This is a genomic window from Alistipes intestinihominis (assembly GCF_040095975.1).
Classification (GTDB): Bacteria; Bacteroidota; Bacteroidia; order Bacteroidales; family Rikenellaceae; genus Alistipes; species Alistipes senegalensis.
Genome location: NZ_JBBMFL010000005.1, coordinates 15,064 through 40,938 on the forward strand (window position 1 = coordinate 15,064; position 25,875 = coordinate 40,938).

Annotated in this window: 13 protein-coding genes and 3 pseudogenes; 5 read left to right on the top strand and 11 right to left on the bottom strand. The window is 50.9% G+C overall.

What is annotated here, in order from left to right:
• Nucleotides 1-95: 95 nt before the first annotated feature.
• The 5 genes and pseudogenes from WMO46_RS05745 to WMO46_RS05765 all read right to left on the bottom strand — a co-directional run bounded on the left by WMO46_RS05745 (nucleotide 96) and on the right by WMO46_RS05765 (nucleotide 7,213).
• Nucleotides 96-1,274, bottom strand: a pseudogene (locus WMO46_RS05745) (IS4 family transposase).
• Nucleotides 1,275-1,286: 12 nt separating this feature from the next.
• Nucleotides 1,287-2,501 (bottom strand): transposase, encoded by a 1,215-nt coding sequence (locus WMO46_RS05750; protein WP_349093988.1) that lies wholly within the window; start codon nucleotides 2,499-2,501, stop codon nucleotides 1,287-1,289.
• A 116-nt stretch (nucleotides 2,502-2,617) separates the two neighbouring features.
• Nucleotides 2,618-3,560 (bottom strand): annotated as a pseudogene (locus WMO46_RS05755) (IS982 family transposase).
• A gap of 247 nt (nucleotides 3,561-3,807) precedes the next feature.
• Nucleotides 3,808-5,691 (bottom strand): DUF5689 domain-containing protein, encoded by a 1,884-nt coding sequence (locus WMO46_RS05760; protein WP_349093989.1) that lies wholly within the window; start codon nucleotides 5,689-5,691, stop codon nucleotides 3,808-3,810.
• A 16-nt stretch (nucleotides 5,692-5,707) separates the two neighbouring features.
• Nucleotides 5,708-7,213, bottom strand: coding sequence for a SusD/RagB family nutrient-binding outer membrane lipoprotein (locus WMO46_RS05765; protein WP_349093990.1), 1,506 nt, complete (start codon nucleotides 7,211-7,213; stop codon nucleotides 5,708-5,710).
• A 514-nt stretch (nucleotides 7,214-7,727) separates the two neighbouring features.
• On the opposite strand from WMO46_RS05765, the gene WMO46_RS05770 reads away from it, so the two are divergent.
• Nucleotides 7,728-8,054 (top strand): hypothetical protein, encoded by a 327-nt coding sequence (locus WMO46_RS05770; RefSeq protein WP_349093991.1) that lies wholly within the window; start codon nucleotides 7,728-7,730, stop codon nucleotides 8,052-8,054.
• Nucleotides 8,055-9,140: 1,086 nt separating this feature from the next.
• On the opposite strand, the pseudogene WMO46_RS05775 reads toward WMO46_RS05770, so the two are convergent.
• The 3 genes and pseudogenes from WMO46_RS05775 to WMO46_RS05785 all read right to left on the bottom strand — a co-directional run.
• A pseudogene (locus WMO46_RS05775) lies at nucleotides 9,141-9,332 on the bottom strand (Arm DNA-binding domain-containing protein); the annotation flags it as partial.
• A gap of 447 nt (nucleotides 9,333-9,779) precedes the next feature.
• Complete coding sequence (locus tag WMO46_RS05780; protein ID WP_349093992.1) at nucleotides 9,780-11,321, bottom strand: arylsulfatase; 1,542 nt, start codon at nucleotides 11,319-11,321, stop codon at nucleotides 9,780-9,782.
• A gap of 92 nt (nucleotides 11,322-11,413) precedes the next feature.
• Nucleotides 11,414-14,353 (bottom strand): fibronectin type III domain-containing protein, encoded by a 2,940-nt coding sequence (locus tag WMO46_RS05785; protein WP_129650495.1) that lies wholly within the window; start codon nucleotides 14,351-14,353, stop codon nucleotides 11,414-11,416.
• A gap of 744 nt (nucleotides 14,354-15,097) precedes the next feature.
• Between WMO46_RS05785 and WMO46_RS05790 the strand changes: the two genes are divergently transcribed.
• The 4 genes from WMO46_RS05790 to WMO46_RS05805 all read left to right on the top strand — a co-directional run bounded on the left by WMO46_RS05790 (nucleotide 15,098) and on the right by WMO46_RS05805 (nucleotide 23,076).
• Entirely contained in the window at nucleotides 15,098-18,265 is a 3,168-nt protein-coding gene (locus WMO46_RS05790; protein ID WP_410520084.1) for a SusC/RagA family TonB-linked outer membrane protein, read from the top strand.
• A gap of 12 nt (nucleotides 18,266-18,277) precedes the next feature.
• Complete coding sequence (locus WMO46_RS05795; RefSeq protein ID WP_129650497.1) at nucleotides 18,278-20,044, top strand: RagB/SusD family nutrient uptake outer membrane protein; 1,767 nt, start codon at nucleotides 18,278-18,280, stop codon at nucleotides 20,042-20,044.
• Between the two features lie 54 nt (nucleotides 20,045-20,098).
• A complete protein-coding gene (locus tag WMO46_RS05800) occupies nucleotides 20,099-21,655 on the top strand; it encodes a calcineurin-like phosphoesterase C-terminal domain-containing protein (RefSeq protein WP_129650498.1) in 1,557 nt (518 codons plus the stop codon).
• A gap of 149 nt (nucleotides 21,656-21,804) precedes the next feature.
• Nucleotides 21,805-23,076, top strand: coding sequence for an Sb-PDE family phosphodiesterase (locus WMO46_RS05805; RefSeq protein ID WP_129650499.1), 1,272 nt, complete (start codon nucleotides 21,805-21,807; stop codon nucleotides 23,074-23,076).
• Between the two features lie 423 nt (nucleotides 23,077-23,499).
• On the opposite strand, the gene WMO46_RS05810 is transcribed toward WMO46_RS05805, so the two are convergent.
• The 3 genes from WMO46_RS05810 to lpxK are packed head-to-tail and all read right to left on the bottom strand — an operon-like array spanning nucleotide 23,500 to nucleotide 25,867.
• Nucleotides 23,500-24,030 carry a single-stranded DNA-binding protein gene (locus tag WMO46_RS05810; protein WP_129650500.1) on the bottom strand — a complete coding sequence of 177 codons (531 nt, stop codon included), beginning with the start codon at nucleotides 24,028-24,030 and terminating at the stop codon, nucleotides 23,500-23,502.
• Entirely contained in the window at nucleotides 24,031-24,840 is an 810-nt protein-coding gene (locus WMO46_RS05815; RefSeq protein ID WP_019149722.1) for a purine-nucleoside phosphorylase, read from the bottom strand.
• Nucleotides 24,824-25,867, bottom strand: coding sequence for a tetraacyldisaccharide 4'-kinase (gene lpxK, locus WMO46_RS05820; protein WP_019149721.1), 1,044 nt, complete (start codon nucleotides 25,865-25,867; stop codon nucleotides 24,824-24,826). The genes WMO46_RS05815 and lpxK overlap by 17 nt, the downstream gene beginning before the upstream one ends.
• Nucleotides 25,868-25,875 lie beyond the last annotated feature (8 nt).

Sequence of the window (25,875 nt, forward strand, 5' to 3'; positions counted from 1 at the left end):
TAAGTTGAGTTACCTACCCGTTACCTGCCCGAAATACCTTAGATATTTGTTTTCATCTTACATTAGTGTCCAATAAAAATGGACGAGTTTACAAATTAATCAAATAGTCCTTCAAAAAGAGGATAATCGAGTTCTTTGACTTCATTGATAACAGTCTTATCGAACAGGTCTCGTAAGTGAGTTTTGTCCGTTAGTGAGATACTTAGAATCTGCAAGACTTCATATGTCGATCGCTTCAACTGCATATCATGCCGGACAACTGCAACGAGACAATACGTGATGATAGCCACACTGATTTGTATGCGCACAGCATTCTCTGTTGTACCCCAAAATTTCTTTATCTTAAGATGCTGTTTTAGCCATTTGAAGAATAGCTTGACCAACCATCTTTTCTTATAGAGATTGGCGACATCCAGTGCAGAAATATGCTTGGCATTCGTCAGGAAAGTAAACTCGCGATCATCCTCTTCGTCGTAGTAGCGAATGAGTCTGAATGACTCTGGATACTTCTTCTCGGAAAGGTAACCTGTCAGCTTTACTTCTGCATCAGTCAGTACGTTCTTGGGCATCCTACGTTTCCATTTGACCATCTTATATTTCAAGTTCGTCTTAGCTCTGACTACGAAGAAGGAGCATGTAAGGTGAATCCTATAGAGTTCCTTGAAAGAGTCCTAGGCCCTGTCGAATATGTAATAAGCATTTGGTTCATAGGATATTGAAGACATTGCGGTAGAATCATGCTTGGATGCTGTGGTCACAGTGTAGAAAGCCGGAACCTGAGCCTCTATGTCATACAAGACATGAGCTTTGACTCCACCTTTCTTCCTTCGGAACTTCGCCCATGGAAACGTAGCAAGACACAATGGGATTGTAGTTGAATCGAATGCATACTTCTTCCCAGGAATCTCCAAAATGTTGGCCGCTCGCTTTTCGCAGGCCTCCGTCATCATATAGAATGCGAAATCTTCGAAGATCCTATAGCCACGATTCTGATTAGCATAGGCGAGAGTTGCCTTGGCAATGGATTTACATCCTAGACCTAGATGGTATTGTCGGGCTCGATGTGCTTCCAAAGCTACAATCAAGTCGCGCAGACTCTCTCGATTACTCAGTTGGCCGAACATCATTGCTAGTAGCTGATTCCAGCAGGTGAACTGCTTCACATAGCGATTACCATCATACTTGCGAACGAAGTTGTTAAACTGAGTTCTGTTCAGAAAAGCGGTAAGTTGAGCGAATACGTACTTGTCTTGATTTAATAGTTCGTTAAAAATTCAACATATCGGCTAAGCGGCTTCTGCCACTATGCCAAATAGTTCTTTGATAAGTTTAGTATTAAAAGTTCTGTTCGGTTTCAGACCGGACTTGCTAAAAATTCTTTTGAACGTATAAATGTTACTCAGACAGGCCTTTAGCAGTCCGATGGAAAGCGACGGATAGTATCGTTGCCGCATGCCCTTTGCGATGTTTACCAAGGCCAGTGAAGCATTGAAAGCGAAGTCAAGTTTCCTCAAGTCTCTTGCCTGACAATCATTGAGTCCGGAAAACTGCTTGGAATCCCGAAAGCAAAACTCAATCTGGAATCGTGTACGGTAGTATTCGATGATGTCTTTGGCCGACATGTCAAGGTCGGTGGAGAAATAGATTTTATGTCCTCCTGATTTTGGATAATGAACCACGACTTTGATGTTGCGTTTCATCGCCTTTGAATATGCCTTGACTGAGTAAGCTCTTCCTCCCTCAATGTCGAGAATCTCGCAACGCTGAAGGTCGAGTTTCTCAAAATCAATCTTCTCGCCTTTGATACGCGGTCGTCCCCGTTTGCCTGTGCGGACACCGTCATGTGAATACCATAAGGCGGCATCATCACGCAGGCGGCTGATGACATGGAATCCAATCAGACAGGCCTCATTGACGAACTTTGCCTTTGAGAACCATGCATCCGCAACGACATAACGTGTTATGCCGAGCAACTTGTCCTTGTATTTGCGGAGCACGTCAAGATACCAGTCCACAAGATTGTAATCTTCGCCTTGCTTTTCCAGATACGCCTTGTTCGGTGTCTGTTCCGCACGTAGCATCATACAGTCCCGACTGTCAATGTCAACAATGCCGATACCGAGAATTTCCAAGCCTCGTTTCATTGCAGAAGCGCATCCCGACCGGAACTTGCCGATATAAGGAGTCTTCTTTCCCGACTTTGAGATGTAGCTTGCGTCTATGGCAATGGCTTTTCTAACACTTTCACCAAATCGCTGCCGAATAAGAAAGTGATTGAACTGCATCCAGTCAAACTCACGTTCAAACAACTGCCGGAAGCGTTGTTCCGAACTGTCTGAGTAACGCCCCATTTGGGTGAAATTAATCTTTCTTGGTAGCACCATATACAAAATCATGAGTCGGATGAATGCTGTTTGAAAACTTTTGCGTAACTTCGCTGAACAACTTTTCAAAGCATCGGTTACGATTTCCTCATATTGGTCAAGTGCTGTTTGGTTCATTGCTTTAATGTGTGGTAGAGTACCATTAAAGATAATGAAAATCAGCCACTTGACCTATTTTATTATACTAAACCTTGTTAACTAACTCGTTTGTTTTCAACGGATTAACTGTAAATTTAACGGAGTATTAAGTTAATATATTGGAGGATTGTAAGTGCGCTAATCTTCCCGATAATCCGGGCAACCAATCCATCTGTATCTTTCGCATAATTCCTTATAATCATAAACTGGTCACACAATTGCGAGAATAGGGTTTCAATTCTTTTTCTCGCTTTGGCAAAAGCCGGAAACATCGGCTTCCATTCTTTCTGGTTACATCTGTATGGTACCTCCAATCTGATATTGGCTGTTTCAAACAGATCCAATTGAATTTGGGCACTTATATATCCCCTGTCCCCTATGACTGTACAATTACTATAGTCCACCTTCACATCCTTCAGGTAATGAATGTCATGCACACTTGCCTTAGTGAGGTCAAAGGAATGGATGACTCCGCTTAACCCACAGACCGCATGGAGTTTATACCCATAATAATACAAACTTTGTGATGCACAGTATCCTATCCCCGGCGCTTTCTCAAAATCCTTCTTCCCCATACTGCAACGCTTGGAACGGGCAATACGGACATACTTCTATCGGCTTCGAATCAATACAGAAATAGTCTTCACCACCATCCATTTCAGAAACCATTCTTTCTCGGATTGCATTGCATAGGGAGGAAGTTATTTTACGCCTGTCATTGTATTGTCTGCGGGATATAAGATTGGGTATTTCAACCCTATATTCCTGTAGCTTTGCAAACAACAGCGACTCACTGTCAATATCCACAGCCTCAAATGCCATGTTCAATGCCACTATTTCAAGGTCTGAGAATTTGGGAACGACTCCTCGTCTTAGTACATTCCCTGATTCATTGACTAAATTGCCGGCTACTTGCTTGCATATGCTCAGGATTTTTGCGAATATTGCATATAGGTTGTGCATACGATATTTGTCCATTAAAAGTTTAGCTACCTTTAATTTACTAAATATCAACAATATGCACAACTTTTTAAACATAAATCTTTTTTATCTATTTAATTCCGCCAACGGGTTGCAATACATTATGTCAATCAGCATCTTGCACTATGATTATATTTAACCAGAATTAATGACCATCCAGAATCAGATTTTTGCCAATATTATCCGGCCGACTTACTCTTAAAACTACAATCTTGAGAGAGCACTCAACTTATCTTAGATTCTAATTTCAATTGGGAGGGGGAGAGGCAGTTGTTTCCAAAACAGCCACCTCTCAATCATAAGTTTATTTCCTTTCCTCTATAGAAATATAGCAGAGTTTGTTGCTTCCATTGATGGAAATCAACGGATTAGACTTATTTTCCTGAGCCCGTTCTGCACTAGAACAACGTAGCCGGATGCGCAATAACGTTTTGCCCTGTACTCCCGGGAGTTTCATGTCGACATTCATCAGGATATTACTGTGATCTGAGTTCGCGTCGCCCCAACTCCAGCACTCATAGGTTCCGACCTGTGTCCATTTGGCTCCAGTTTCGCTGCTGTCGGTCCATTCCACTGTAAAGTTTTTCGGTCCGTCGTTCGAACTGCCGGTGTAGAGCGAGAGATATATATCGCCTGTTGCGTCGGCTGTCGATGTGGAAAACTCCCAACTTTGGCCAGTACCGCTACCAGTATCCCACCAGTGGTCAAGTTGCGGGCCATGATGGCCGTTCGTAGCGCTATTCTTCTGAAAAGGATCGATACGGTCATAGTTCCAGCCCTGTTTCAATGCGCCGAAAGCTCCGAAAGTCATATCGCCGGCTCCTGTTTTAGGGATCCAAGAAGATCCGAGCGTCGTGTTGATCCACTTTCCAACGTTGTACCACTCTACAATCGTCCGGTAGACCGAAGGTATAGTCGAATCCGAGAGGTCTACGGCACGACGGATCCGCAGTACCAGTCCGTCTCCATGTTTCATCAGGATGCCGGTGACGTTGCAGTTGCCAGCAGGAACCAGCCGCGCATGTTTTTCGGTAAAGGTCGTATGGGTGCGCAGGTTGATATTGTTACCATAGGAGTCGCGCAGTAATGTTACACAATCGTTCCCGGTTTCTTTATTAGAATTATAAAGAGTTCCGAACGGATAGGTAAAACATACATTTGTCAATTTGACCAGCGTATTTTCCAATTCGGCTGGGTCTATGGTCGACAAGTCGGTTACGGTTACGGGCGTCGCTTCGGTTCCGGTCAATGAAGTCTCCCCGATTAGGTTGGCCTCGGTAAGATTGGTGATCTTAGTGACTCCGTCCACCGTTTTCATTTCACAGGCAGCAAGCCATACGCCGACCTTGTCATTGAGCGCATAGACGTTTTTCTCGGCATCGCTGAACTCGAACAGAATCCCGCGTCCGCTGTTATCTTGGAGATACATCTGGTAAGCTTCGGTGTTACCCGAAGTCTTGTCACTGGTAACGAACCCTTCGATTTTAATGTTATCCTCGATAATACCGCTGTTTTCGACAAACACCTCTCGAATCGTTTTCAGAATCGCTTTATTTTTGTCCAAAACCGGGAACTGTATGATCGTCAATTCAGTATATATATTCGGATCATCCTCATGGAAAAACCGGATGATGCCGGCTCGGCGTTCAACGCCTGTATTGTCGCCCAATCTGAATGCCTGGGTCTTCTCGGTTGTTTCACCAAGGGTGAGCCAACTTACATCTTCACCTTCGGCTTGCGGAAAAACTTCGGCGATCCAGTTGACATTGGCCGATACCAATACAACACCGGAAGTCGTTTCAGACGAGAACGTAAGCCGTTCTTCATCGAGTTTCAAATAGGCCGGCAGGCCGTTCTGCTTTACGTTGATCGTCCGCTTAGACCCGTCCTGCAAAGTTATCTTTACCTGACAGTTGCGGGCATAACCTTTGTTCCGGTCTTCAGCGTTGATGTAGAAACGCCCTTCGTCCTCCCCGATCTGCGGATAAAGTGTACACCACTCTGCGTCGGATTCGACCGTCCATTTCCCGACGGCATTCACAGCCATGAAATAACTGGTGTTCGTCGGAGCCAAGACACAGTCAAGAGAGGCCACTTCCAGATACAGGCTCAAAGTCTCGTCCTTTTTACACGATGACAGCAGCACGGCTGCCGTGATCAGCATTTTTAAAAGTTTTATCGGTTTCATGCCGCGTTAGTTTTTGTTAATAACTCCCTTGAGCCCACCAGACCTTGGTCAGCATATCGTCTTTGCCGCCCATGCGTTCCACGGCTTCGTGGTAGTGTTCATAATTGGTGCTTTGGCTGATGATCGGATAAATCAGGCGGGTCGGCATGTGTGCGACTCCTTGCGCATCCTTGTTCTGTGCCGCAGGACCGATCGGCAAATCGGGAAGTCCCGTGCGGCGGTAGTCATTCCATGCCTCATAACCCACCAGGAAAGAAGCAATGTACTTCTGCTCCATGATCATTTCGAGTCCCCGGTCGGGATTGTATTTGGTCGGGGTGTTGGCCAGCAGGTTGTCTGTTTTCTGGCCGCTGCCACACCACTCCTGCACCGAAGCCGTGACGCCGCGTTCGTAATAAGTCCGGGCGTCGCCTTCGATAAACCCGCGGAACGCCGCTTCGGCCAGAATAAAATTCAGTTCAGCGTAGGACATGTAGGTCGAAGGCTGGGTATTGCTTTCGAGTGTAGTGGCATATTGCGAAGCGCCTTCGCCAACCCATACATCGACCTTGTCATAATCATAGCCGCTCGGAATGCCGCGAAATTGTCCAAGGTATTTCGAGTTGGAGGGGATCGAAACCCCACCTACAAATTTCTCGGTACGAGGGTCTGACGATATGTTTAACAGGTCGACCAGTGTTGAGCACATCCGTTTGTTGGCCAGCAACTTTACTTTCAGTTTCCCGGCGGGACCGAATCCATTGATATTGGGAATTTCGCCCGTGAAGTAGAGAATTGCCCCATCTTCATTGTTGGTGAATACCGGATAGGTCGCCGGATCAGCCAGCATTTTTCGCATTTCGGCCGGAGCATTCATCTCCGCTTGGCGGGTTACACGCATCAGCAGGCGCAGGCGCAGTGAATTGGTGAATTTTTGCCATTTGGTAATGTCTCCTCCGTAGAGAATGTCTTTCTGGGGACTGTCAAGCGTTCTTGATTTGTCGTACAACGAATTGGCTGTCTCCAATTCGGCCAGCAGCGACGTATAAATCTCTTTCTGTGTATCGTATCTCGGAGTTACATTATTTATTTCCGTTCCAGCCTGAAAGGCCTCGCTGTAAGGAATATCACCGAAAATATCGGTAAGCTGCGTGACAAAATAAGCTTTGAGGGTAAGGGCGATCGCTTTACAATTATCATCCTGGGCCGTTTCGGCCAATTCGTACATCCGCTGACAGGCAGCCGCACGGGGTGCTAGTCCAGCCCAGGTGTCTTTCGAATCATCGGGTTTGATGATAAAGTTGCTGATCTGCTCCCCGGATTCCACGTAAACAGAGTACTGCATCAGTTCGCTGTTGACACGTACGGAGCGGTAAAGAATCGTCCAGTTCCCTCCGTGAACAATATCCTGCAACAGACTCAGCGGCTTTGCTTTGCCGTACGGAATGCTGGTTGGGTCGGTATTAATCTCCTCAAAGTTGTCGCAGGACGAGAGGCTGCCAAGCAGCAGGGCAAAAAAGAATATGAATTTATATCGGTTCATCGTCGTAAAAGCGTTAGCTTTTATTCGTGCGTCTTGAAACTTGGACAATTTCAACGAACGTAGCACAATGAATAAAGTTCAACGCCCATGTTGCTGCATCTGCAGAACAACGTGGGCTTTATTCAATTGTTTGTGCTACGGGTAAGTCCAAGACCTCAAGACGCAAGCGAAAGAATTAAAGTCCGCGTTTTTATTTGCACCATACCCAAATACAGCAGCACAATGAAACTAAACTATCCTAAATGTACCCACCCACCATGAATGTGAGAATAGACAAAAATGATGTCAAATAAGTTGAACAATAATAATACTAACAATGGAATGTTTTGAATGCAAATCAGAAATACCTGATGGTGCGAGACGATGCCGATATTGTGGAGCACCACAACCAATAATAATAACGCAACCACGACGCGGAGGATGCCTCCGCATTATACTTTGTATAATCATCATCATTATAGCTTTATGGATTGTAGGGGAAAGTGTAGACACGAAACCCGAACAAAGCCAAACAATGCAACCGAACAAAATCGAAACAAAGTCAAAAGATAAACCAAGTACAACGATATCTATCAAACCGCAAGGCGAAGTGCCTAAACAAAAGAAAATAGAAAGCAAAACAACAGTAAGTACTCAGGGAAGCACAAACGCGTCATCTAAGAATGAATCCCATATAGATAAAAAGGACACTACAGATCACACAGAATGCCAAACTGAAAAAGACCAAGAAAAATATGAAGAAGAACTAAAAGAAATCAAGAGAACACAAGAAAAAGCTCTCAGAAAAGCTAAAAAAGAAGCCAGAAGAAAAAACAAGGAACGAAATAAACACAAAAATTAAAGAGATTAGATATGGGACTATTATTCGGATATGACAGAAAAAAAGGTAAAAAATGCTGCAACTGTAGACAACGAATAGATATTAGTGCAGATCGATGCCCATACTGCTATTCGAAACAACCAAGTTGGGCCGATAACCCATTGGAATTTGTAAGAAGATTCGGATGCATAGGAGCACCAACCATAATTGGAATAATAATCGTCATTTTCTATCTATTGGCAAATTATTGGGATTGAAACTGAGATGACATAATTCCATACAAAGCGTGTAAGGAATTACAATCTATTTGAATTTCACAAAACTCATTAAGACGCAATATCCTATAAATGCCAAAATGACATACCTACTAAAAGGCAACCCCATCCGTAGGATGGGGTTGGTTATATCACACCTGTCATCAGGGTGTCAATATGGCGGAAAAAAAGCATTGGCATGAAGATTGTTCAAGCAATCAATATGCTGATAGTCAGTGCGAAAAATTAAATTAATTAAGCAAAATGATTACTATTTTAACCACTAAAGATGGTGTATCTCGATACACCATCTTTACGATGGCCCGACTCGACAGCTCGGGCAGTATTTCGCCTATTAGCGGAACTCCGCGTAAATGTGAGAAAATAATCCTCCCCGAGGATGAACTCGCACAACTGGAGCAATCCGCAAAGGAAGACCGCTAAGCCGGGAGTCCGCGATGGGGCACCTAATGGGAGTTAGGTGCCCCCAATTTGTATCTCCATACCAATGCAACTATATATACGTAAAGCCTCGGAAAATTTAGTCGGTGTAAAATAGTACGTAGTTACCTTTAGTTTGTCTTTAAATTGCTAGGAGGAGGAAACAAAGGAATGTACAATCCTACATTTGCGTCCAAAAACGCAATCAACTGAACAACCTTTCGCATCAAATTACGGTACGAGGTGCATATTTAGCATGATGGTCTGGTTATAAATGCCATATATGATGAAAACTACACTTGTTCGGGGGCAAGAGTAGCTTTTCCAACACAATCTCCTTGAGTTGTTCATCGGTCAGCTTATCTTCCTGCAAAGGGTTCAGCGAAGCATGGAAGACCGTGTCGGTCGTTCTTCTGTTGGCTTCGAGGCTTTTGCCCTTGGCACGACCGTCCTTCACTTCCCACAAATGGGGAGGAACGCTGAGTTTGGCACTGAACTGGGCGATCGTACCGTTGACGGTAATACGGCCCATGACAGGAATAACCGGCTGAACTTTGTGTTTGTCCTTTTCGAGGTAGAACAGAACCTTGAATGTGCTGCGCATACTCCGATGAAATTTAGGGGTTAAAACTAATTTTCTCAGAGTTGCCTGTCAAGATGAAGCGCGATGCAAGAAATTGCAAATGAATATCTTATGCAAGATATAGCAAAACAGACGAGGTAACGATCTGAAAACCGTAACCTCGTCTGGAATTACCTTATTATGCTTGGAGTTCCTCGAAGAAGAAACCCTGTGCAAATATTAAATCGTTAAAAACTTAATATTTACACCCTTTTACCTCTCTCGGAAAACGAATGAGTAGTACTCGAAGTACTATCCTCTTACATCCCAACAGAGTTGTAACTTACAAAGTTATAACTCTATTGGGATATTAAAGGGTTCTGCCATTACTGTCTATCTCCGAATCCATCGTAGAACCGCAGCAGATCGACTGCCGGATCGCGCAGGACGGCCGAAGGCGGCGGCAACGGAGTGCAGCCTTTCATCGCATCATTCGTTCTCATCGCTCTTCGATTTTTCGATCCGCATGCGGAATTTGGGATTCTCGGGCTCCTCGTGCGACGAGAAGACATACGACCACATGCGCTCCACGATCTCAGGATGTTCGGCGGCTACGTCGTGTGTCTCGCGCGGGTCGTCGGCCAGGTTGAAAAGCTCCATCTGCCCGTTGCCGGCCTTGACCCGGCGGAGCAAGCCTTTCCAATCGCCCCAACGCACAGCCACCCATCCGTTGCTTCCGGGAAACTCCCAATAAAGGTACTCGTGCTGCCGCAACGTATCCCCGCGGCCGTCGAGAAGCGGCCGGAACGAAATGCCGTCGGTCCGAGGCGTGCGGACGCCGGCAAGATCGCAAAGCGTAGGCATAACGTCGGGAAAATAACCGATCCGGTCGCAGACGCCCGGACGCAGTCTGTCGCCCCAAGCCACGATGAAGGGGATGCGGATGCCCCCTTCGCGGAGCGACGACTTACCCCACCCCTTGCCGCAACGGAAAGGCCGTGCGCTGTCGAACCACTCGCTCGATGAACAGGAATTCGAGGCCGGACCGTTATCGCTGGTGATGACGATAAGCGTGTTGTCGAGGATGCCCAACTGGTCGAGCTCCGCCACCAGACCCCCGATCTGACGGTCGAAATAAGTGATCATCGCCGCATAGGTAGCGTGAGGCCAACGGGAGGGATAATATCCCCGGCCCTCGATCGGACTCTCGTCGCCGAACTTATCGACGTAATAACGCACGTCGGCGTCGGGAGCCTGCATCGGGCTGTGCGGAAGCGGCGTGGTCCACATCAGGAAGAAGGGACGATCCCGGTTCTCGCGAACGAACGACAACACCCGGTCGTACATCAGATCGGGGCTGTACTCAGTCTGCGTGTACTTGTCGTAACTGTGAGGGTCGAACGGGTCGGCGCCCTCGTCGAGCGGAGTTCCCGGAGCCACGAGCCGGTTGCTGAGATAGAGCCGCCGGTCGTTCTGCCAAAGGAACGGCGGGTAATAGGTGTGTGCCTGCCGCTGGCAGATACATCCGAAGTAGGTGTCGAAACCCATCTTCCCCGGTGTGCTTTCGGTCGCAGGACCCCCGACGCCCCATTTGCCGATCATGCCCGTAGAATAACCGGCATCCCGCAACACTGTGCCCAATGTCGGAGTTCCGGCCTGCATCGGAGCCTGGCCCTCGAGCGTCGAATCGCGCAACATGGCCTCGTGGCTCCAAACGTCACCGCGCCACTCCATCTCGTCGTTGGCGCGGATGTCGGCGTGGCCGCTGTGACGCCCCGTCAACAACCCGCAACGGGCCGGAGAGGAGAGAGGAGCCGAAGTGTACATCTGTGTGAAACGGATGCCGCGTGCGCTCAATGAATCGATATTCGGAGTCTCGATCTTCTGCTGTCCGTAACAACCGAAGTCGCCGTAACCGGCGTCGTCCATCAAGATAAAGACTATGTTCGGGCGCGGAGGCGCATCGTCGGAACATCCGAAAAGACCGAACGAAGGCAATACGACAGGCAGCAATAAATAACGAGTCTTCATACCATGAAATTTATTAGCATCGCTATTTTCTCTTCAATACAAAATGTTGATAAAAACAGGGACCGCAGACACCCGCAGTCCCTGTTTCAAAACTAATTAGCCTTTTTGACCTTCAGATTATCCAACCACATACGATGGTTTTTACCGTCGTTTTCAAGAGCCGAATAGATTTTTATACGGGTATCGGCCGTAACACCGCTAATCTTCACCTTATGGGTCGTATAGCGATAGGTATCCTTCAGCCCCTCCCCGATCATTTTATCCACAAGCACGTTACGCAAAGTCACCGTGGCACCGTCGCCGCTGATAACAGCGTCGGCCGAGGTCTCGCCCGTCACGCCCACGATCGTCGCTCCGGTTACCATCACCCCGAAATATTCGGTGATGTCGGTATTGGAGGGCGCCATCATATCCCCCGTCGAACTGGGCTCGTAATACGGACATGCATCAAATTCCAGTTCGATCTCGGTAGCTTCGGACAGCGAGGAAAATTTCGGCAAAGTCACCCATGCGGGTTTACTGCCGCCGCCGAATTTCATATACCCGGCGGCAAGTCCGACATTGGTACTGTTGGCGCTCCAATCCGCGCGGTCCCACTCAGGCAGGTATGCGCTGAAATACGAGTCGTTGTCCTTCACACCCTGGCAATAGATGAAATTCTTATCGCCCGTCGCAATCAAGATTTTATCCGGATCGGAGAAATCGGTCGTACTGCCCAAACTGAATCCATAAGCGCCATAGAACGGCTGCCCGCCGCCGGGAATATTTTCGAAATCCTTATACAGCAGGTAACCGGATTTATCGGGCGCGGCATTGGTCGTAACGGCAGCGGAAGCCCACTCGGAATCAAGGTAAGCATCCTTATTGGCCGTAGACTTGCGCCGAAGTTCCAACGTATATGCGGTCCCCGGAGTCAGACCGCCCCACACGAGCCGGTAATATTTGTACTTCTTAAAATTGAATGCCGAGAAGTTCTCGAACGATCGAATCACATTTCCGCCGGCATCTTTCACCCGGAAATCGTAAGTATCGCTCGTCCCCACAGGCTGCTGTTCCAGGGCCGCAGCAGACAACTCCCACTCCAGTACGGCCAAACCGTGCGTTTTGGCAAAGATACGCGCCGTCGGAGCGATCATCGGAACAGGGTCGGTCGTCTTGAATTGGGATGCCGCCATATCAGAATCGAACTCGCTGGCTGCCGAGCCGTCGCCGACAAGCGCCTGAACCGAAACCGTATAATCCGTACCGGCCTTGAGTCCCGTAACCGTGTAGCTGGTTTCAGCAACCACGGTGGAAACGACCTCCTCCTCGTCGGCAGCCGTCCTGATCACGACGCGGTAATTAGCCGCACCGCTCACTTCGGCCCAGCTGATCTTGGCTCCCGAGGAAGTCACATCGGCAGTCCCCAATTCCGTAGGTATCGCTAATTTCTCAGCCGCAAAGCCCAATGTCCCCACGACCTTCTGCGTCGGGTCGGAATTGAATTCCGCATTCCCGGCATAAAGCGCCCTGACGGTAAAGATATAGAGCCCCGGCTCCAACCCGGTAAATTCGCAGTTGGCGTCCTCGGTGTCGATCGTCTTCTTGAAATCGGGACGGCTCTGCTGCGCTACGGAAACCTCGTAGGAAGTGGCACCCTTCACGCCTTCCCATGCGAACGATATGGACGTCTCCGAAGGAGAATAGGTGATCTTTTCGAGTTCGGGGGCGGGCAGTTTCCCGGTCACTTCGACTTTGTCTCCGGCCATAACGACGATATTGTCGATATTGATACGGTAGCCGGTCTGTTCGTAGGTCTGCGCTCCGATCTTGATGCGTGTTTTATTGGTGGCATTCTGCACTGTGAAAGTCAGCGTCTTCCATTTGCGTCCGGAAGCCGACGTTTGGGCCGGCAGCACGGTATTGTTCACCTCGCCGTTGGTTACGGTTCCGGCCCCTTCGGCCGAAACGATATAGGTGCCCGTTTCATTATCGAATCGCAGGAAATCAATCGAAACAGACACTGTTTCGGGAGCAGCCGAAAGACTTTCGAGCTCCGGCGTCATGATCCAGCCTCCATTGGCCGTGACACCCAGTTTCACATAGCCCGGATGCTCGTAAACACGCTCTCCGGACCACTTCTCGACACCGCGGTTGATGCGATATTGATCACTCATGGATTTGAACACATCCTTCGTACCGTCGCTTCCCGCCGTAATTTGACCCGGCAGGGCCTCTTCCGTGCCGTCGAAAGTCGCGCCGGCAGCCGAAGAACCGTTCGCACCCGGCCCCTTTTTGTTGTTCGGGTAATCACCGCCCCATTTGAACAAGTCGAAGCCCATCCGAAATACTTCGTTCGAAGAACTTACGGACCCGGAAATCTCGCCCTGGAACTTCACGACCCCATCGAGTTTGAATGTCACGTGGCAAACCAACTCTCCCAGTGCCACAGGGACACCGGTGATAGGCAGCGAAATCGTGCCGCTACCCTCATCTTCGATCGCAGACCGATACGGACTGCTGATGCTGAGCCCCTCGGCAGCAACGCCGTCGAGTGTAGCTTCGATCTCTACGACCTCTTTGCCGAAAGCCTTGTCATAGACGATGTCGAGCATCGCAGCGGATTCCGTATTGGATTTGAGAGACCCTGAAATCACGGGGTCGCTCACCGAAAAATTACCGTCGGCCTGCGTAACCTCGATCTTGATCTCTTCACCGTTATTGGGTTTCAAATAGATATATCCCGTGCGTTTGTTTCCGGCATTACGCTCTGCCGTAACAGTCAACCACTGGTAATCGCGCCCGTTGCCGACACTGTTGTCAGGGGAGATGGAAAACCAATTATTCACCGGAGTTCCGCTTTCGTCCGAACACTCAACACGCGCCGACCATGAACCGGCATAGCGTACCGAAACCTGGGTCGTAGCGCCTGAATTGTACGCCAACTCGACAGCATCGGTATCCCGTTTGAGCGGGGCTACATCCGGATCGTCGGAACAAGCCGCCAGACAGAAAGCCGATACAAAGAGTATCGTCGTTATCCAATTTTTCATAATTTCATAGCATTTGATTAGAGTAATCTATTACAAAAAAATAGTAAACCGGATGCGCTGTGATTAGCGCCTCCTTACTCTCAAAAGATATGTCGGAAGACTTGCAAGGCAAATATAAGCACGTTTTTGCTTTTTTGCAATTTTTTACGCCCCAAAAACAATATCACAATGCAAATTATTTCGAATTATTCTTTTTCACAACCATACAATCAACATCCACAAGCACAAAAGGAACAAAAAAGCAAACAAATAAAGTTGCCGAATAAAATACTGATATCGGATGCCGAACGGCTACACTTATAATTATAAAGAACACTTCCAATGCGCATTTTTCCAAACTATGTTTTTTACACATTTTCCACACTAAAAGTTGCATAAAAGAAAATAAAAACATACATTTGGCAATAGAATTAAGAACCTGACAAATAAACCTCACAAATTTAACATGCGTATGCAAACAACCTAAAATTACTTTGCTTACACTCTTCAAAAGAGGCTGTATCGGAAATGGCTTGCAACCGACCGAAATTCCGGAAGAGTCCATAACATGCTTCAGTATGGAATCCGGCAACAAACCGACTGATAACTTAAATTGAAATAAAATGAAACAATGTTACACGCTGACCGAACTTGACGTAGCGGGCAAAATATGTTCGTACATCAGGCTTATGGCGGTCGCCTTCCTGTGCGTGACATTATCGCTCCCAGCCTCTGCGCAAGGGGGGGGGGAAATTTGTTTCAGGCATCGTTAAAGATGATGCCGGAAATCCTCTCGTAGGTGTCACCGTCACTGTCCCCGGCACCACAAAAGGCACCACGACCGATGCCAGCGGAGCCTACACCCTCAAAGTTGAAAAAAACGAATCCTTGAATTTCAGCTACGTAGGCTACAAGCCGCAAACGATTCCCGTAAACAATCAATCCACCATCGACGTTACCATGAGTGAAGACAACACCAGCCTCGAAGAGGTCGTCGTTGTCGGCTACGGCGTGCAGAAACGCCGCGATATCGTGGGCGCGGTCGAGACCCTTTCGACCAAAAGCCTCGAAGAGCGCATGGGGTCGTCGATGAGCATTTCGCGGTCGTTGCAGGGCGCCATCCCGGGCCTTACGATGACATTTTCCGACGGCAAGCCCAACCGCGGTGCCACGATCCGCATCCGCGGTGCGGAGAACTCGATCGGATCGGGCGGTTCGGCCCTGGTGATGGTTGACGGCGTCGAAACCGACATGTCCACCGTGAATCCGGACGACATCGAGTCGATTACGGTGCTGAAAGACGCCTCGTCAACCGCCGTTTACGGTGCGCGCGGCACCTTCGGCGTCATTCTTCTCACCACAAAAAAACCGCAAAAAGGCAGTGCCAAAGTCACCTACAACGGCACGTTCACCTTCTATAAGCGTGCGACCAAGCCGCAAATGGTAACCAACGGCTACGATTATACCACCTCGTTCTTGGAATCCTATGTCAACGCATTCGGCAAAGATCCTTCGAACATCAACAACGTATTCAATTTCTCGCGCACCTGGTACGACGAACTGGCCCGCCGCAACAGCGACCCGTCGTATGAGAAATGGCGTATCAACAACCGCAACCAATACGAATACTTCGGCAACACCGACTGGTACGACGTGTTTTACAAGAACTACACGACCGGACACCAGCACAACATCAGCATAACGGGCGGCGGCGACGTGGCATCGTACTATGTTTCCGGCCGCATGTTCGAGCAGGACGGCATCTACAATGCCGGCGATGAGAAATACCAGCAGTTCAACGTCAAGGCCAAGGGTATCGTCAATGTGAAACCCTGGCTGCGCGTGGAGAATACTACCGACTTCATGTATCGCTACTCCCACCAGCCGACGGGCCACACCGGCATCTCCACCACGCCGATGACCGTATCGCGCATGCTCAACCACCAAGCCTTCCCCGTAACATTAGTCACCAACCCCGACGGCACTTGGACGGAAGCGTCCGTATACACGGGATGGGCCGGCTTCGTCGAAGGCAACTCGTGGCGCAAAGACCGCAAGTTCGACATGAACAACCGCACAGCGGTCACGATCGACCTTCTGAAAGACGTGCTCGTAGCGGCTGCCGATGTCAGCTTCTATTTCAATCAGACGGACCGCCGCCAGGCTGTGAACAGCTATACGTACTACACCGGCCCTGAGAACTCGGGCGAACGTCCCGCAGGTTCGCTCTACGAGGAACGTTCCTACAACCGCCAGAAAGTCGCGTCGAGCGCCACACTGACCTACACGCCCCGCCTGGGCGACAACCATTCGCTGAGCGTTATGGGCGGATGGAACATCGAAGACTATACCTACAAGAGCAACCTGATGAACCGTGAAGGCATCATCATCCCCTCCAAACCCAATTTCAGCCTGTTAGAAGGAGAAGCGATGACACTGAAAGACAACGGCAGCTACGATTGGGGCCTCGTCGGTGCTTTCTATCGCGTAAGCTACTCGTATAAGGGCAAATACTTGCTCGAAGCCAGCGGCCGTTACGACGGAAACTCCAAATTCCCGTCCAATCAGCGGTGGGGATTCTTCCCGTCGGGTTCGGTGGGATGGCGCATTTCGGAAGAGAATTTTCTCCGAAACGCCGCTTGGCTCGACAACCTGAAAATCCGTGCATCGGTAGGGTCCGCCGGCAACGGTCTCATCAGCGACGCCTATGCGTACCTCTCTTCGATGTCCATCGCACAGTCGAGCCTGCTGAACAACGGCGCGGTATTCAACTACACACAGGCCCCGTCGCCGATTCCCGACGGTCTGACATGGGAAAAAGCCACGACCTACGACCTGGGTCTGGACTTCGAGGCATTCAACGGACGCCTGAACTTCTCGGCCGACATCTACCGCAAGAAGACCACCGACATGTACGTCGTCGGCGAGGAACTGCCCGCCGTATTCGGCAACAGCGCCCCCAAAGGCAACTACGCCGACATGCGCACCGATGGCTGGGAGGCGAGCCTCTCATGGCGCGACAGCCACACAGTCGCAGGCAAGGCCCTGAGCTACAACATCAAGGTCGCCGTATGGGACAACGTCAGCAAAATAACACGCTACACCAGTAAAACGGGGACCCTTCCCACCAACTATAAAGTCAACTATTACGAGGGCATGACACTCGGCGAAATGTGGGGCTACAAGTGCGACGGGCTGTTCCAAAGCGACGAAGAGGCGCAAACTTGGGCCAACTACTCGAAATTCACCAACCGCTCGGCAACCTGGCAAGCCGGCGATCCGCGCTATCTCGACCTGAACGGCGACGGATACGTGAACAACGGCAACAATACCATCTACGACCACGGCGATCTGGTGAAGATCGGCAACACGACGCCCCGTTACAGTTACAGCATCCAGGGTGGTGTACGCTGGAATGGCATCGGTATCAGCATGATGTGGCAGGGAGTCGGCAAACGCGACTGGTATCCAGCCAAGGAGTCGGGGTATTTCTGGGGACAGTACGGCCGCCCGTACAGCATGGCGCTGCCGTGGCAGAACAGCGACCGCTGGTCGCCCACCAACCGCGACGCCTACTGGCCCCGTCTGGTCGGTTACTCGGCCAGCGACTCGGGGCTGATCCTCTCACAGCCCAATACGCGCTACATGCAGGATGCTTCGTACATCCGCCTGAAAAACCTGACCATCGACTACAATTTCCCGAAGGAACTGGTTAACAAGATCGGTCTCCAGGCGCTCAAAATCTATGTATCGGGCGAAAACCTGCTGACCTTCTCGCCTCTCAAAAAATACGCGAAGAATTATGATCCGGAAGGCATCTATGCCGGCGATGCAGACTACGGAACCGATAAACTCGGAACCGATAATTTCGGCGACGGCGACGGCTATCCTGTCATGAAATCGTATACGATCGGTTTGAGCATAACTTTCTAAATTCAGACGGCAATGAAAAAGATAATATACATCCTGTTCCCGGCCTGTTTCCTGCTTGCATCCTGTGAAGATTTTCTAAACAGGGACCCTGATGCCGAAGTCGGGTCGGGCGACTATTTCACGGATGAGAGTTCGCTGCTGACCTATGTCAACGGATTCCTCAACAAATACACACCATCTTCGGATGATCTGGGATTCGGTGACGGGTACTCGGACATCGTGGCTACCGAAAAGTCCTTCACGTTCCTGACAAATGCCTCGTGGACACCCGACTTGCAGACCGGATGGGCGATCAGCAACTGGACACCGATCTACAACATCAACTATTTCCTCGTACACATGCGGGAAGCAAAGGGGCTTTCCGAAGCGACCTACAACCACTATGAAGGCACCGGGCGCTTCTGGCGCGCATGGCAGTATTTCGAGAAGGTAAAGACCTTCGGCGCAGTACCCTGGTATGACGAGCCGATCGACCCGGAAGACATGGCGGCGCTCTACAAGCCCCGCGACAGTCGCGAATACGTCATGGAGCGCGTGCTCGAAGATCTCGACTTCGCCTGCGAACACTGCTACACGTCATCCGACTGGATCAACTGCGCACGCATCAACCGATACATCGCCCTGGCCTATAAAGCCCGCGTATGCCTGTTCGAAGGCACCTACCGCAAATACCATCAGGTAGATCCCTCCACAGGCGAGGCATGGGTGGACAAACTGGCGTCCGAGAGATTCCTGCGCGAGTGTGTCAAAGCCTGCGAGGAGTTGATGACCGCCGGTATTTACACCCTCGTGAACAACCCGGCGCAGGTCAAGACCCAGTACCGGGAGCTCTTTACGCAGGAGGCCGTCAACACCGCCGAGGTGATTTGGGCGCGCCAGATGAGCGTCGGCATGACCACATTCCACGACCTGACATGGCGTTATACTTCGGGCAGTTACGGCCAGCGCTGGTCGCTCGACCAAGATTTCGTGAAGACCTACCTCAACCTGGACGGTTCGCGTCACACGGCGACTGGCGAGGAGTTCACCACAGAAATCGAGAACCGAGACTACCGCCTCTCGCAGAGTATCATCACCCCGGGATACACCAAACTGATAGGCGGTGTTTCGACGCCCACAGCTCCCGATTTCACGGTGACGCTGACCGGGTACCAGATCATCAAGTTCAACATCGACGACAAGGCTTACGAATCGGCTAAGGTTTCCTACAATTCACTTCCTATCATGCGTTACGCCGAAGTGTTGCTCAACTACGCCGAAGCAAAGGCCGAATTAGGGGAATTCAGCGACGACATTTGGAACAAAACCATCAAGCCGTTGCGCGAACGTGCGGGTGTCGATGGCAAGCGTCCAACGTCGGCAGACGCCTACTTGCAGGAGTACTACGGTCTGAGTGACTGCGATTTGCTGGAGATACGCCGCGAACGTGCCATCGAACTGCTGCTCGAAGGGTTCCGCTACGACGACCTGATGCGCTGGCATGCCGGCGAACTACTGAACAAACAGTGGTATGGCATCTACATCCCGGCGATGGACACCTCTTACGACCTCAACGGCGACGGCATCAACGATGTCTGTGTGGTATCGGACAAGGCCGGCAACGAGCAGGGCGTAACCTACATCATTCTCGACAACAAGTATTCGCTGGAAAACGGCACGACCGGGCGCCTGCTTTACACCGTGGGCCGCAACTTCGAGGAGAAACGCTATTTGCGTCCCATTCCCAAGACGGCACTGAACATCAACCCCGACCTGGGGCAAAATTATTACTGGAGATAGACAGGGAGTGTGCCCCAAGGCGCACTCTGCATATAAACTTTAATTCAACACACCATGAAACGATATATATTTCGCATCGCCGCCCTGGCCGTCTTGGCATTTTCGGGATGCTCAAATGACAATGACCACCCGGTAAAGACCCCCATAGATCCGTTGACCGACATCTACGGAGTGGTGTCTGACAACCGGGGAAACAGATTGCAGGGAATCGTCGTAAGCGACGGATATACCTGCACGGCCACCGATGAGAACGGCGTATACCAGCTCACGGCCAACGAGTTTTCCTACCATGTTTATCTCTCGTTACCCGAAACATACGAGGTGCCCATAGCCGACGGACTGCCCTATTTCTGGCAAAAACTGACCGATGGCCGCAAACGCTACGATTTCATGCTGACGCCGCTGGCAGGCGGTGCAGAGAACGAATTCAACCTCTTCTGCGTTGCCGACCCGCAGTGCCAGAACACCACCAATGTGTCACGTTTCAACAACGAAACCGTACCTGACATCGCTGCACAGGTCGCAGCATCGACACTTCCCTGCTATGGCATTACGCTGGGCGACATCGGATGGAACACCGCAAACACGGACTACACGAACGACGTATTCCCGTTGATGAAGAAAGCCATGCAGGCAGACAAGGTCGGTCTGCCGCTCTTTCAGGTCATGGGCAATCACGACAACAAGGTGATCGCGGTCAGCAAGAACAATTATACCGTAGCGCATGACATCGCCGCACAGCGGAATTTCGAATACACCTTCGGCCCCGTGAACTATTCGTTCAACCGGGGTAACGCACACATCGTCGCCATGGACAACATCGTTTTCCCGAACCATACGGATTATTTCCTCGGATTCCGCGACGACCAGGTGGAGTGGCTGAAACAGGACCTGAGTTTTGTTCCGAAAGATAAAATGATCATCTTCTGCGTACATATCCCGATGGGTGCCAGCAACAACCAAAACGTGCAGGCCGTACTCGATTTGCTCGAATCGTTTGCCGAGGTGCACATCATGTCGGGGCACACGCACTACGCCAAAAACAATGACTACGGCAGCCGCTACGAACACGTGCACGGCGCCGCCTGCGGGGCTTGGTGGCATTCGACGATCAATACCGACGGCACGCCCAACGGTTACGCCATCTACGGAGTCAAGGGTGCGACTATCGACCACTGGATTTACAAGGCCACCGGACTCGATCCTGATTTTCAGATTCGCCTCTACCGCGGCAGCGATATTTTCATGGAAGGATATACGCCTTCGTACCAATTCTACTACAAGGGCGACAACCAAATCGTAGCGAACATTTGGAACGCTGACGAGAAGTGGAAAATCGAGGTCTACGAAAACGGGCTGAAAACCGGAGAGATGCAACCTTACGAAAACAGTGCGACAAAACGCGACGCCTGGGCTTCGGGATACCATTGCGGAGTACAAGGCCGTTCGACCGACACCTACGACCGGACCAACACGAACCATCTCTATTACTACACGCTCCAATCGTCTGCGGCATCGGTCGAAGTACGCGCTACGGACAGGTTCGGCAAAACCTATACCCAATCGACGTTCACGACCGGCCTTCCGAAAGATTTCCCGGCGGGAGAATAGGATTTCCGGGAAAAATCCGGAACTTTATAAAGTACGGTTCAAAAACCATTACGAAATGAAACGACTGTCAGCATAACAACATAAACCATTGGCGGTTTCTGATTCGCTCCGATGTCCCAGGCGAATTATCTTGACAGCACGCCATTCCTATGGAAGGCCAGCAACCCAACCGCGATGACCAACTTTTGCAAGAATATCTTCGTACCGTCAAAGAGCATTCTTGCGGACTATTAAGTAAAATTAAGATGAAAAAATGTTTCTATTTTTTGTCCGTTGCAATATTTTTTTCGATCGAGGCCATAGGAACTTCAGCTGCTATTCCTCATCGGATCGTCATTCCCGACATCGACGGATATAAGACCCTTAAAGGAGAGTTGCACATACACACCGTCTTTTCAGACGCATCAGTATGGCCTACGACCCGCATTGACGAAGCTATGACGGAGGGACTGGACTTCATTGCCATCACCGATCATGTGGACGCCCGCCTGTTGAAACAGAAAAACAAGGGCCTCATGGATTTTGATCGTAATGAATCGTACAAAATCGCCGCATCAGCCGGTAAATCCCATGATGTGCTGGTAATCCACGGAGGCGAAATATCGCGCGGCATGCCACCCGGACATTTCAACACCCTTTTCGTCAGCGACTGCGAGACTATCGGCAAGGCATCCGATGCGCACGAGGACCACTACAAGGCCATGAAAGCGGGGCTCGCAGAAGCCCGGGAGCAGGGCGGATTCCTGGTCTGGAACCACCCGCACTGGGAGCGTCAGGCGCAGAATGAAACCCGCTGGTATCCTGAACACACCGCGCTTTACGATGCGGGAATGATGCATGGCATCGAGATATACAACGCTTTTTGCGGTTATTCGCCCGAAGCGCACCGCTGGGCGATGGAGCGCGGTCTTACACTCATCTGTGGTACAGACAGTCATGTGCCGATGTTTCTCAGCGTTGATTTTATAAAAGGCGACATCCGTCCCGTAACATTGGTTTTCGCCCGGGAACGTTCGCTCGGCGGAATTCGCGAGGCGCTCGATGCACACCGCACGGCAGTTTTCGCCAACGGCATGGTTTACGGCCGCGAGGAGGTATTGCGCCCTCTGATGAAAGCGCTTTTCGAGGTATCGGACGTGAAATATGCGGAGAAAAAGGTGACTTTCCGTGTCGTGAACCGCAGTTCGATTCCGCTGACGCTCCGCAAAGCACCGGGTAGCGAAAAGATCGTCTATCCACGGGAGATGGTCATTCGTCCTTTCGAGGAAGTGATACTGACCGTTTACGGACTGGACAACAAAAAACCAATTGGGCTCGACGAGTTCGATGTGAATTTTGCAGTAATGAATTTTCTTATCGACGTAGAGAGCCCGATGACCTATTCACTACATTTCGAAATGCCAGAAAAGTACCGGCATTAACCATTCGGATAATGATTTTACACGGGACGTATCCAAGTTTGGCTGAGTCAAAGTCGAGATATGATCTGTAATTTGAATTTCATTTCCTGAATTCATTGGACTGTTTAACAGAGGAAAGACGCTCCGTGCACGTCTTTTCTCTGTTTGTCTTTCGGATGGTACGATCGGCCCATGACAGGGATAACCGGGTGAACTTTGTGTTTGTCCTTTTTGATGTAAGACATAGAAAACAGACGAGGTAACGATCCGGAAACCGTAACCTCGTCTGAAATCACCTTATTAATTCGGAATTTCTCGAAAAAGAAACCCTATGCAAATATTAATTCGCTGAAAATTTAACATTTGCACCCGCCTGCCTCTCTCGGAAAACGGACGGGCAGCACCCGCGTACTATCGGGATGTGCGGAAACAGCCGCTTACGAATCAGAACGGCAGGTCGTCCGGATCGTCCGCTGGAACGGAGGGGGACGAAGGAGCCGCAGCCTGAGGCTGGGGAGCCGCAGCAGGCTGCTGATAGCCCCCCTGCTGATAACCTCCGCTTTGCTGATAGCCCCCGCCCTGCTGGTAACCGCTCTGCTGCGCACCGTAGGCCGGGGCCGGAGCGCCGTCCGAAGCCGGATTGTCGCTGCGACGGCCCAGCAGGTTCATCGTATCGGCCAGAATCTCCGTCGTATAGCGTTTGTTGTTGTCCTTGTCCATCCACTCGCGGGTGCGCAGGCGCCCTTCGATATAGATCTGCGAACCCTTGCGGACAAAGCGGTCCACAACGTCGGCCAGACCCCGCCACAGCGTGATCGTATGCCATTCGGTGTGTTCCTTCGTTTCGTTGGCCTGACGGTCGAACAGCCGTTCGGTCGTCGCCAGGCGGATGCGGGCGACCTTCGCGCCGCCTTCGAGCGTGCGCACTTCGGGGTCTATGCCCACATTGCCGATCAGTATGACTTTATTTACCATTTATTGAAGATTTTTAATCATTTTGCGGAAAAGAACCTCCATGCGCACCCCGGCCTTTTTGCCCTGACGCTGCACGTCCTCGTGGTCGCCCACTTCGTCCGAAAGGCCGCAGTTGGTGATGACCGAGACGCCGAAGACCGGGATCGACATGTGGCGCGCCACGATCACCTCGGGAACGGTTGACATGCCCGCGGCATCGCCGCCGATGGCCTTGAAATAGCGGTACTCGGCCTGCGTCTCGAACGTCGGGCCCGTGCCGCCGACATAGACGCCGTACTGGAGTTTGATATTCTCCTCCTCGGCGATCTTCGTGGCCGCGGCGATCAGCGACTTGTCGTAGCAGTTGTGCATGTCCGGAAAACGGGGCCCCAGCTCGGCGATGTTGGGGCCGATCAGCGGATTGGGCATCAGGTTGATATGGTCGGTGATGACCATCAGATCGCCCACGCGGAACGAGGTGTTGATGCCCCCCGAGGCGTTCGACACGAAGAGGTATCGGATGCCCAGCTGCTGCATCACACGCACGGGGAAGGTCACCTGCTGCATCGTATAGCCCTCGTAGTAGTGGAAGCGGCCCTGCATGGCCACGACCCTGCGGCCCTCGACCGTTCCGAAGATCATCCGGCCCTTGTGGCCCTCGACCGTCGAGACGGGGAACCCGGGTATCTGCTTGTATTCGATGGCGAACTGCGTGTCGATCCGGTCGGCGAAATCGCCCAGCCCGGTGCCGAGCACGATGCCGACTTCGGGCGCGAAATTCCGGGTCTCGGCCTGAATGAAAGCGGCCGTCTTCTTAATTTCCTCTAACATCTTCTTCCAGTTTTTGCAGAAAATCCGTTGCCGAATCCTCTATGAATGAAATATTTATCGGTAGATAATACAGGTTGCGGCGGACCGCCTCGGGAATCTTCTTCCGGTTGGTCATCTTCACCGCATCTTTCTCCGTCGTTACAATCACCGCGCCGGGATGCTTCGCCAGCAGCGCTTTCAGGGCGTTCATGTCGCGGACCTTGTAGACGTGGTGGTCTTCGAGCGTCATCTCAGCCACGACGGCATAGCGTTCGCGGAGGGTTTGCAGGAAGGGTTTGGGGTTGCCGATGCCCGAAAGGGCGATCACCGGACGCCCCTGGGCCAGCGGTTCGTCCGGAGCCTCGCCCACGAAGAGCGGCTGGGGCATGAAACTCTCGAAACGGGTGAAATAGACCCGCTGGTAGGCCACCTGGATCAGCACCTTGCGCAGAATGCGCCGGTCGATGGGCGCCATCCGCTCGGGGCACTTCGTGACCACGAAATAATGGGCGCGGTGCAGCTCTTCGGGCAGGTCGCGCAGCGTGCCCAGCGGCAACATCCGGTCATGCTGGATGGGGCGCGTGGCGTCGATCATCACGACATTGATCTTCGGCTCCACGTAGCGGTGCTGGAAACCGTCGTCCATCACGATCAGATCGACTTCGGGGTGTTCGGCGCAGATGCGGCGGATGCCGTCGGAACGTTTCTCGCAGACGGCGACCACCGTGTCGGGGAATTTGAGCTTGATTTGCAGCGGTTCGTCGCCCACGTCGCGGTAGTGCGAATCGCAGCGCACCTCGCGGTAGCCCTTCGTACGCCGCCCGTAGCCGCGCGAGAGCAGCGCCACGTTGTGCATCTGCGACATGTAAGCGATCACCATTTCGGCCATCGGGGTCTTGCCCGTGCCGCCGACGGTGATGTTGCCGATGCAGATGATCGGGATGTCGAACTTCTCGCTTTTAAGGATGCCCCAGTCGAAGAGGCGGTGACGGAACGTCACCCCCGCTTTATAGAGGACAGCCGCAGGCGCGAGCAGAATTTTCAACATCTTTCCAA

Excerpts from the sequence above, each read along its gene's own strand:
- WMO46_RS05750 (WP_349093988.1), bottom strand. The coding sequence starts at position 2,501 with ATGAACCAAACAGCACTTGACCAATATGAGGAAATCGTAACCGATGCT.
- WMO46_RS05760 (WP_349093989.1), bottom strand. The coding sequence starts at position 5,691 with ATGAAACCGATAAAACTTTTAAAAATGCTGATCACGGCAGCCGTGCTG.
- WMO46_RS05765 (WP_349093990.1), bottom strand. The coding sequence starts at position 7,213 with ATGAACCGATATAAATTCATATTCTTTTTTGCCCTGCTGCTTGGCAGC.
- WMO46_RS05770 (WP_349093991.1), top strand. The coding sequence starts at position 7,728 with ATGCAACCGAACAAAATCGAAACAAAGTCAAAAGATAAACCAAGTACA.
- WMO46_RS05780 (WP_349093992.1), bottom strand. The coding sequence starts at position 11,321 with ATGAAGACTCGTTATTTATTGCTGCCTGTCGTATTGCCTTCGTTCGGT.
- WMO46_RS05785 (WP_129650495.1), bottom strand. The coding sequence starts at position 14,353 with ATGAAAAATTGGATAACGACGATACTCTTTGTATCGGCTTTCTGTCTG.
- WMO46_RS05795 (WP_129650497.1), top strand. The coding sequence starts at position 18,278 with ATGAAAAAGATAATATACATCCTGTTCCCGGCCTGTTTCCTGCTTGCA.
- WMO46_RS05800 (WP_129650498.1), top strand. The coding sequence starts at position 20,099 with ATGAAACGATATATATTTCGCATCGCCGCCCTGGCCGTCTTGGCATTT.
- WMO46_RS05805 (WP_129650499.1), top strand. The coding sequence starts at position 21,805 with ATGGAAGGCCAGCAACCCAACCGCGATGACCAACTTTTGCAAGAATAT.
- WMO46_RS05810 (WP_129650500.1), bottom strand. The coding sequence starts at position 24,030 with ATGGTAAATAAAGTCATACTGATCGGCAATGTGGGCATAGACCCCGAA.
- WMO46_RS05815 (WP_019149722.1), bottom strand. The coding sequence starts at position 24,840 with ATGTTAGAGGAAATTAAGAAGACGGCCGCTTTCATTCAGGCCGAGACC.
- lpxK (WP_019149721.1), bottom strand. The coding sequence starts at position 25,867 with ATGTTGAAAATTCTGCTCGCGCCTGCGGCTGTCCTCTATAAAGCGGGG.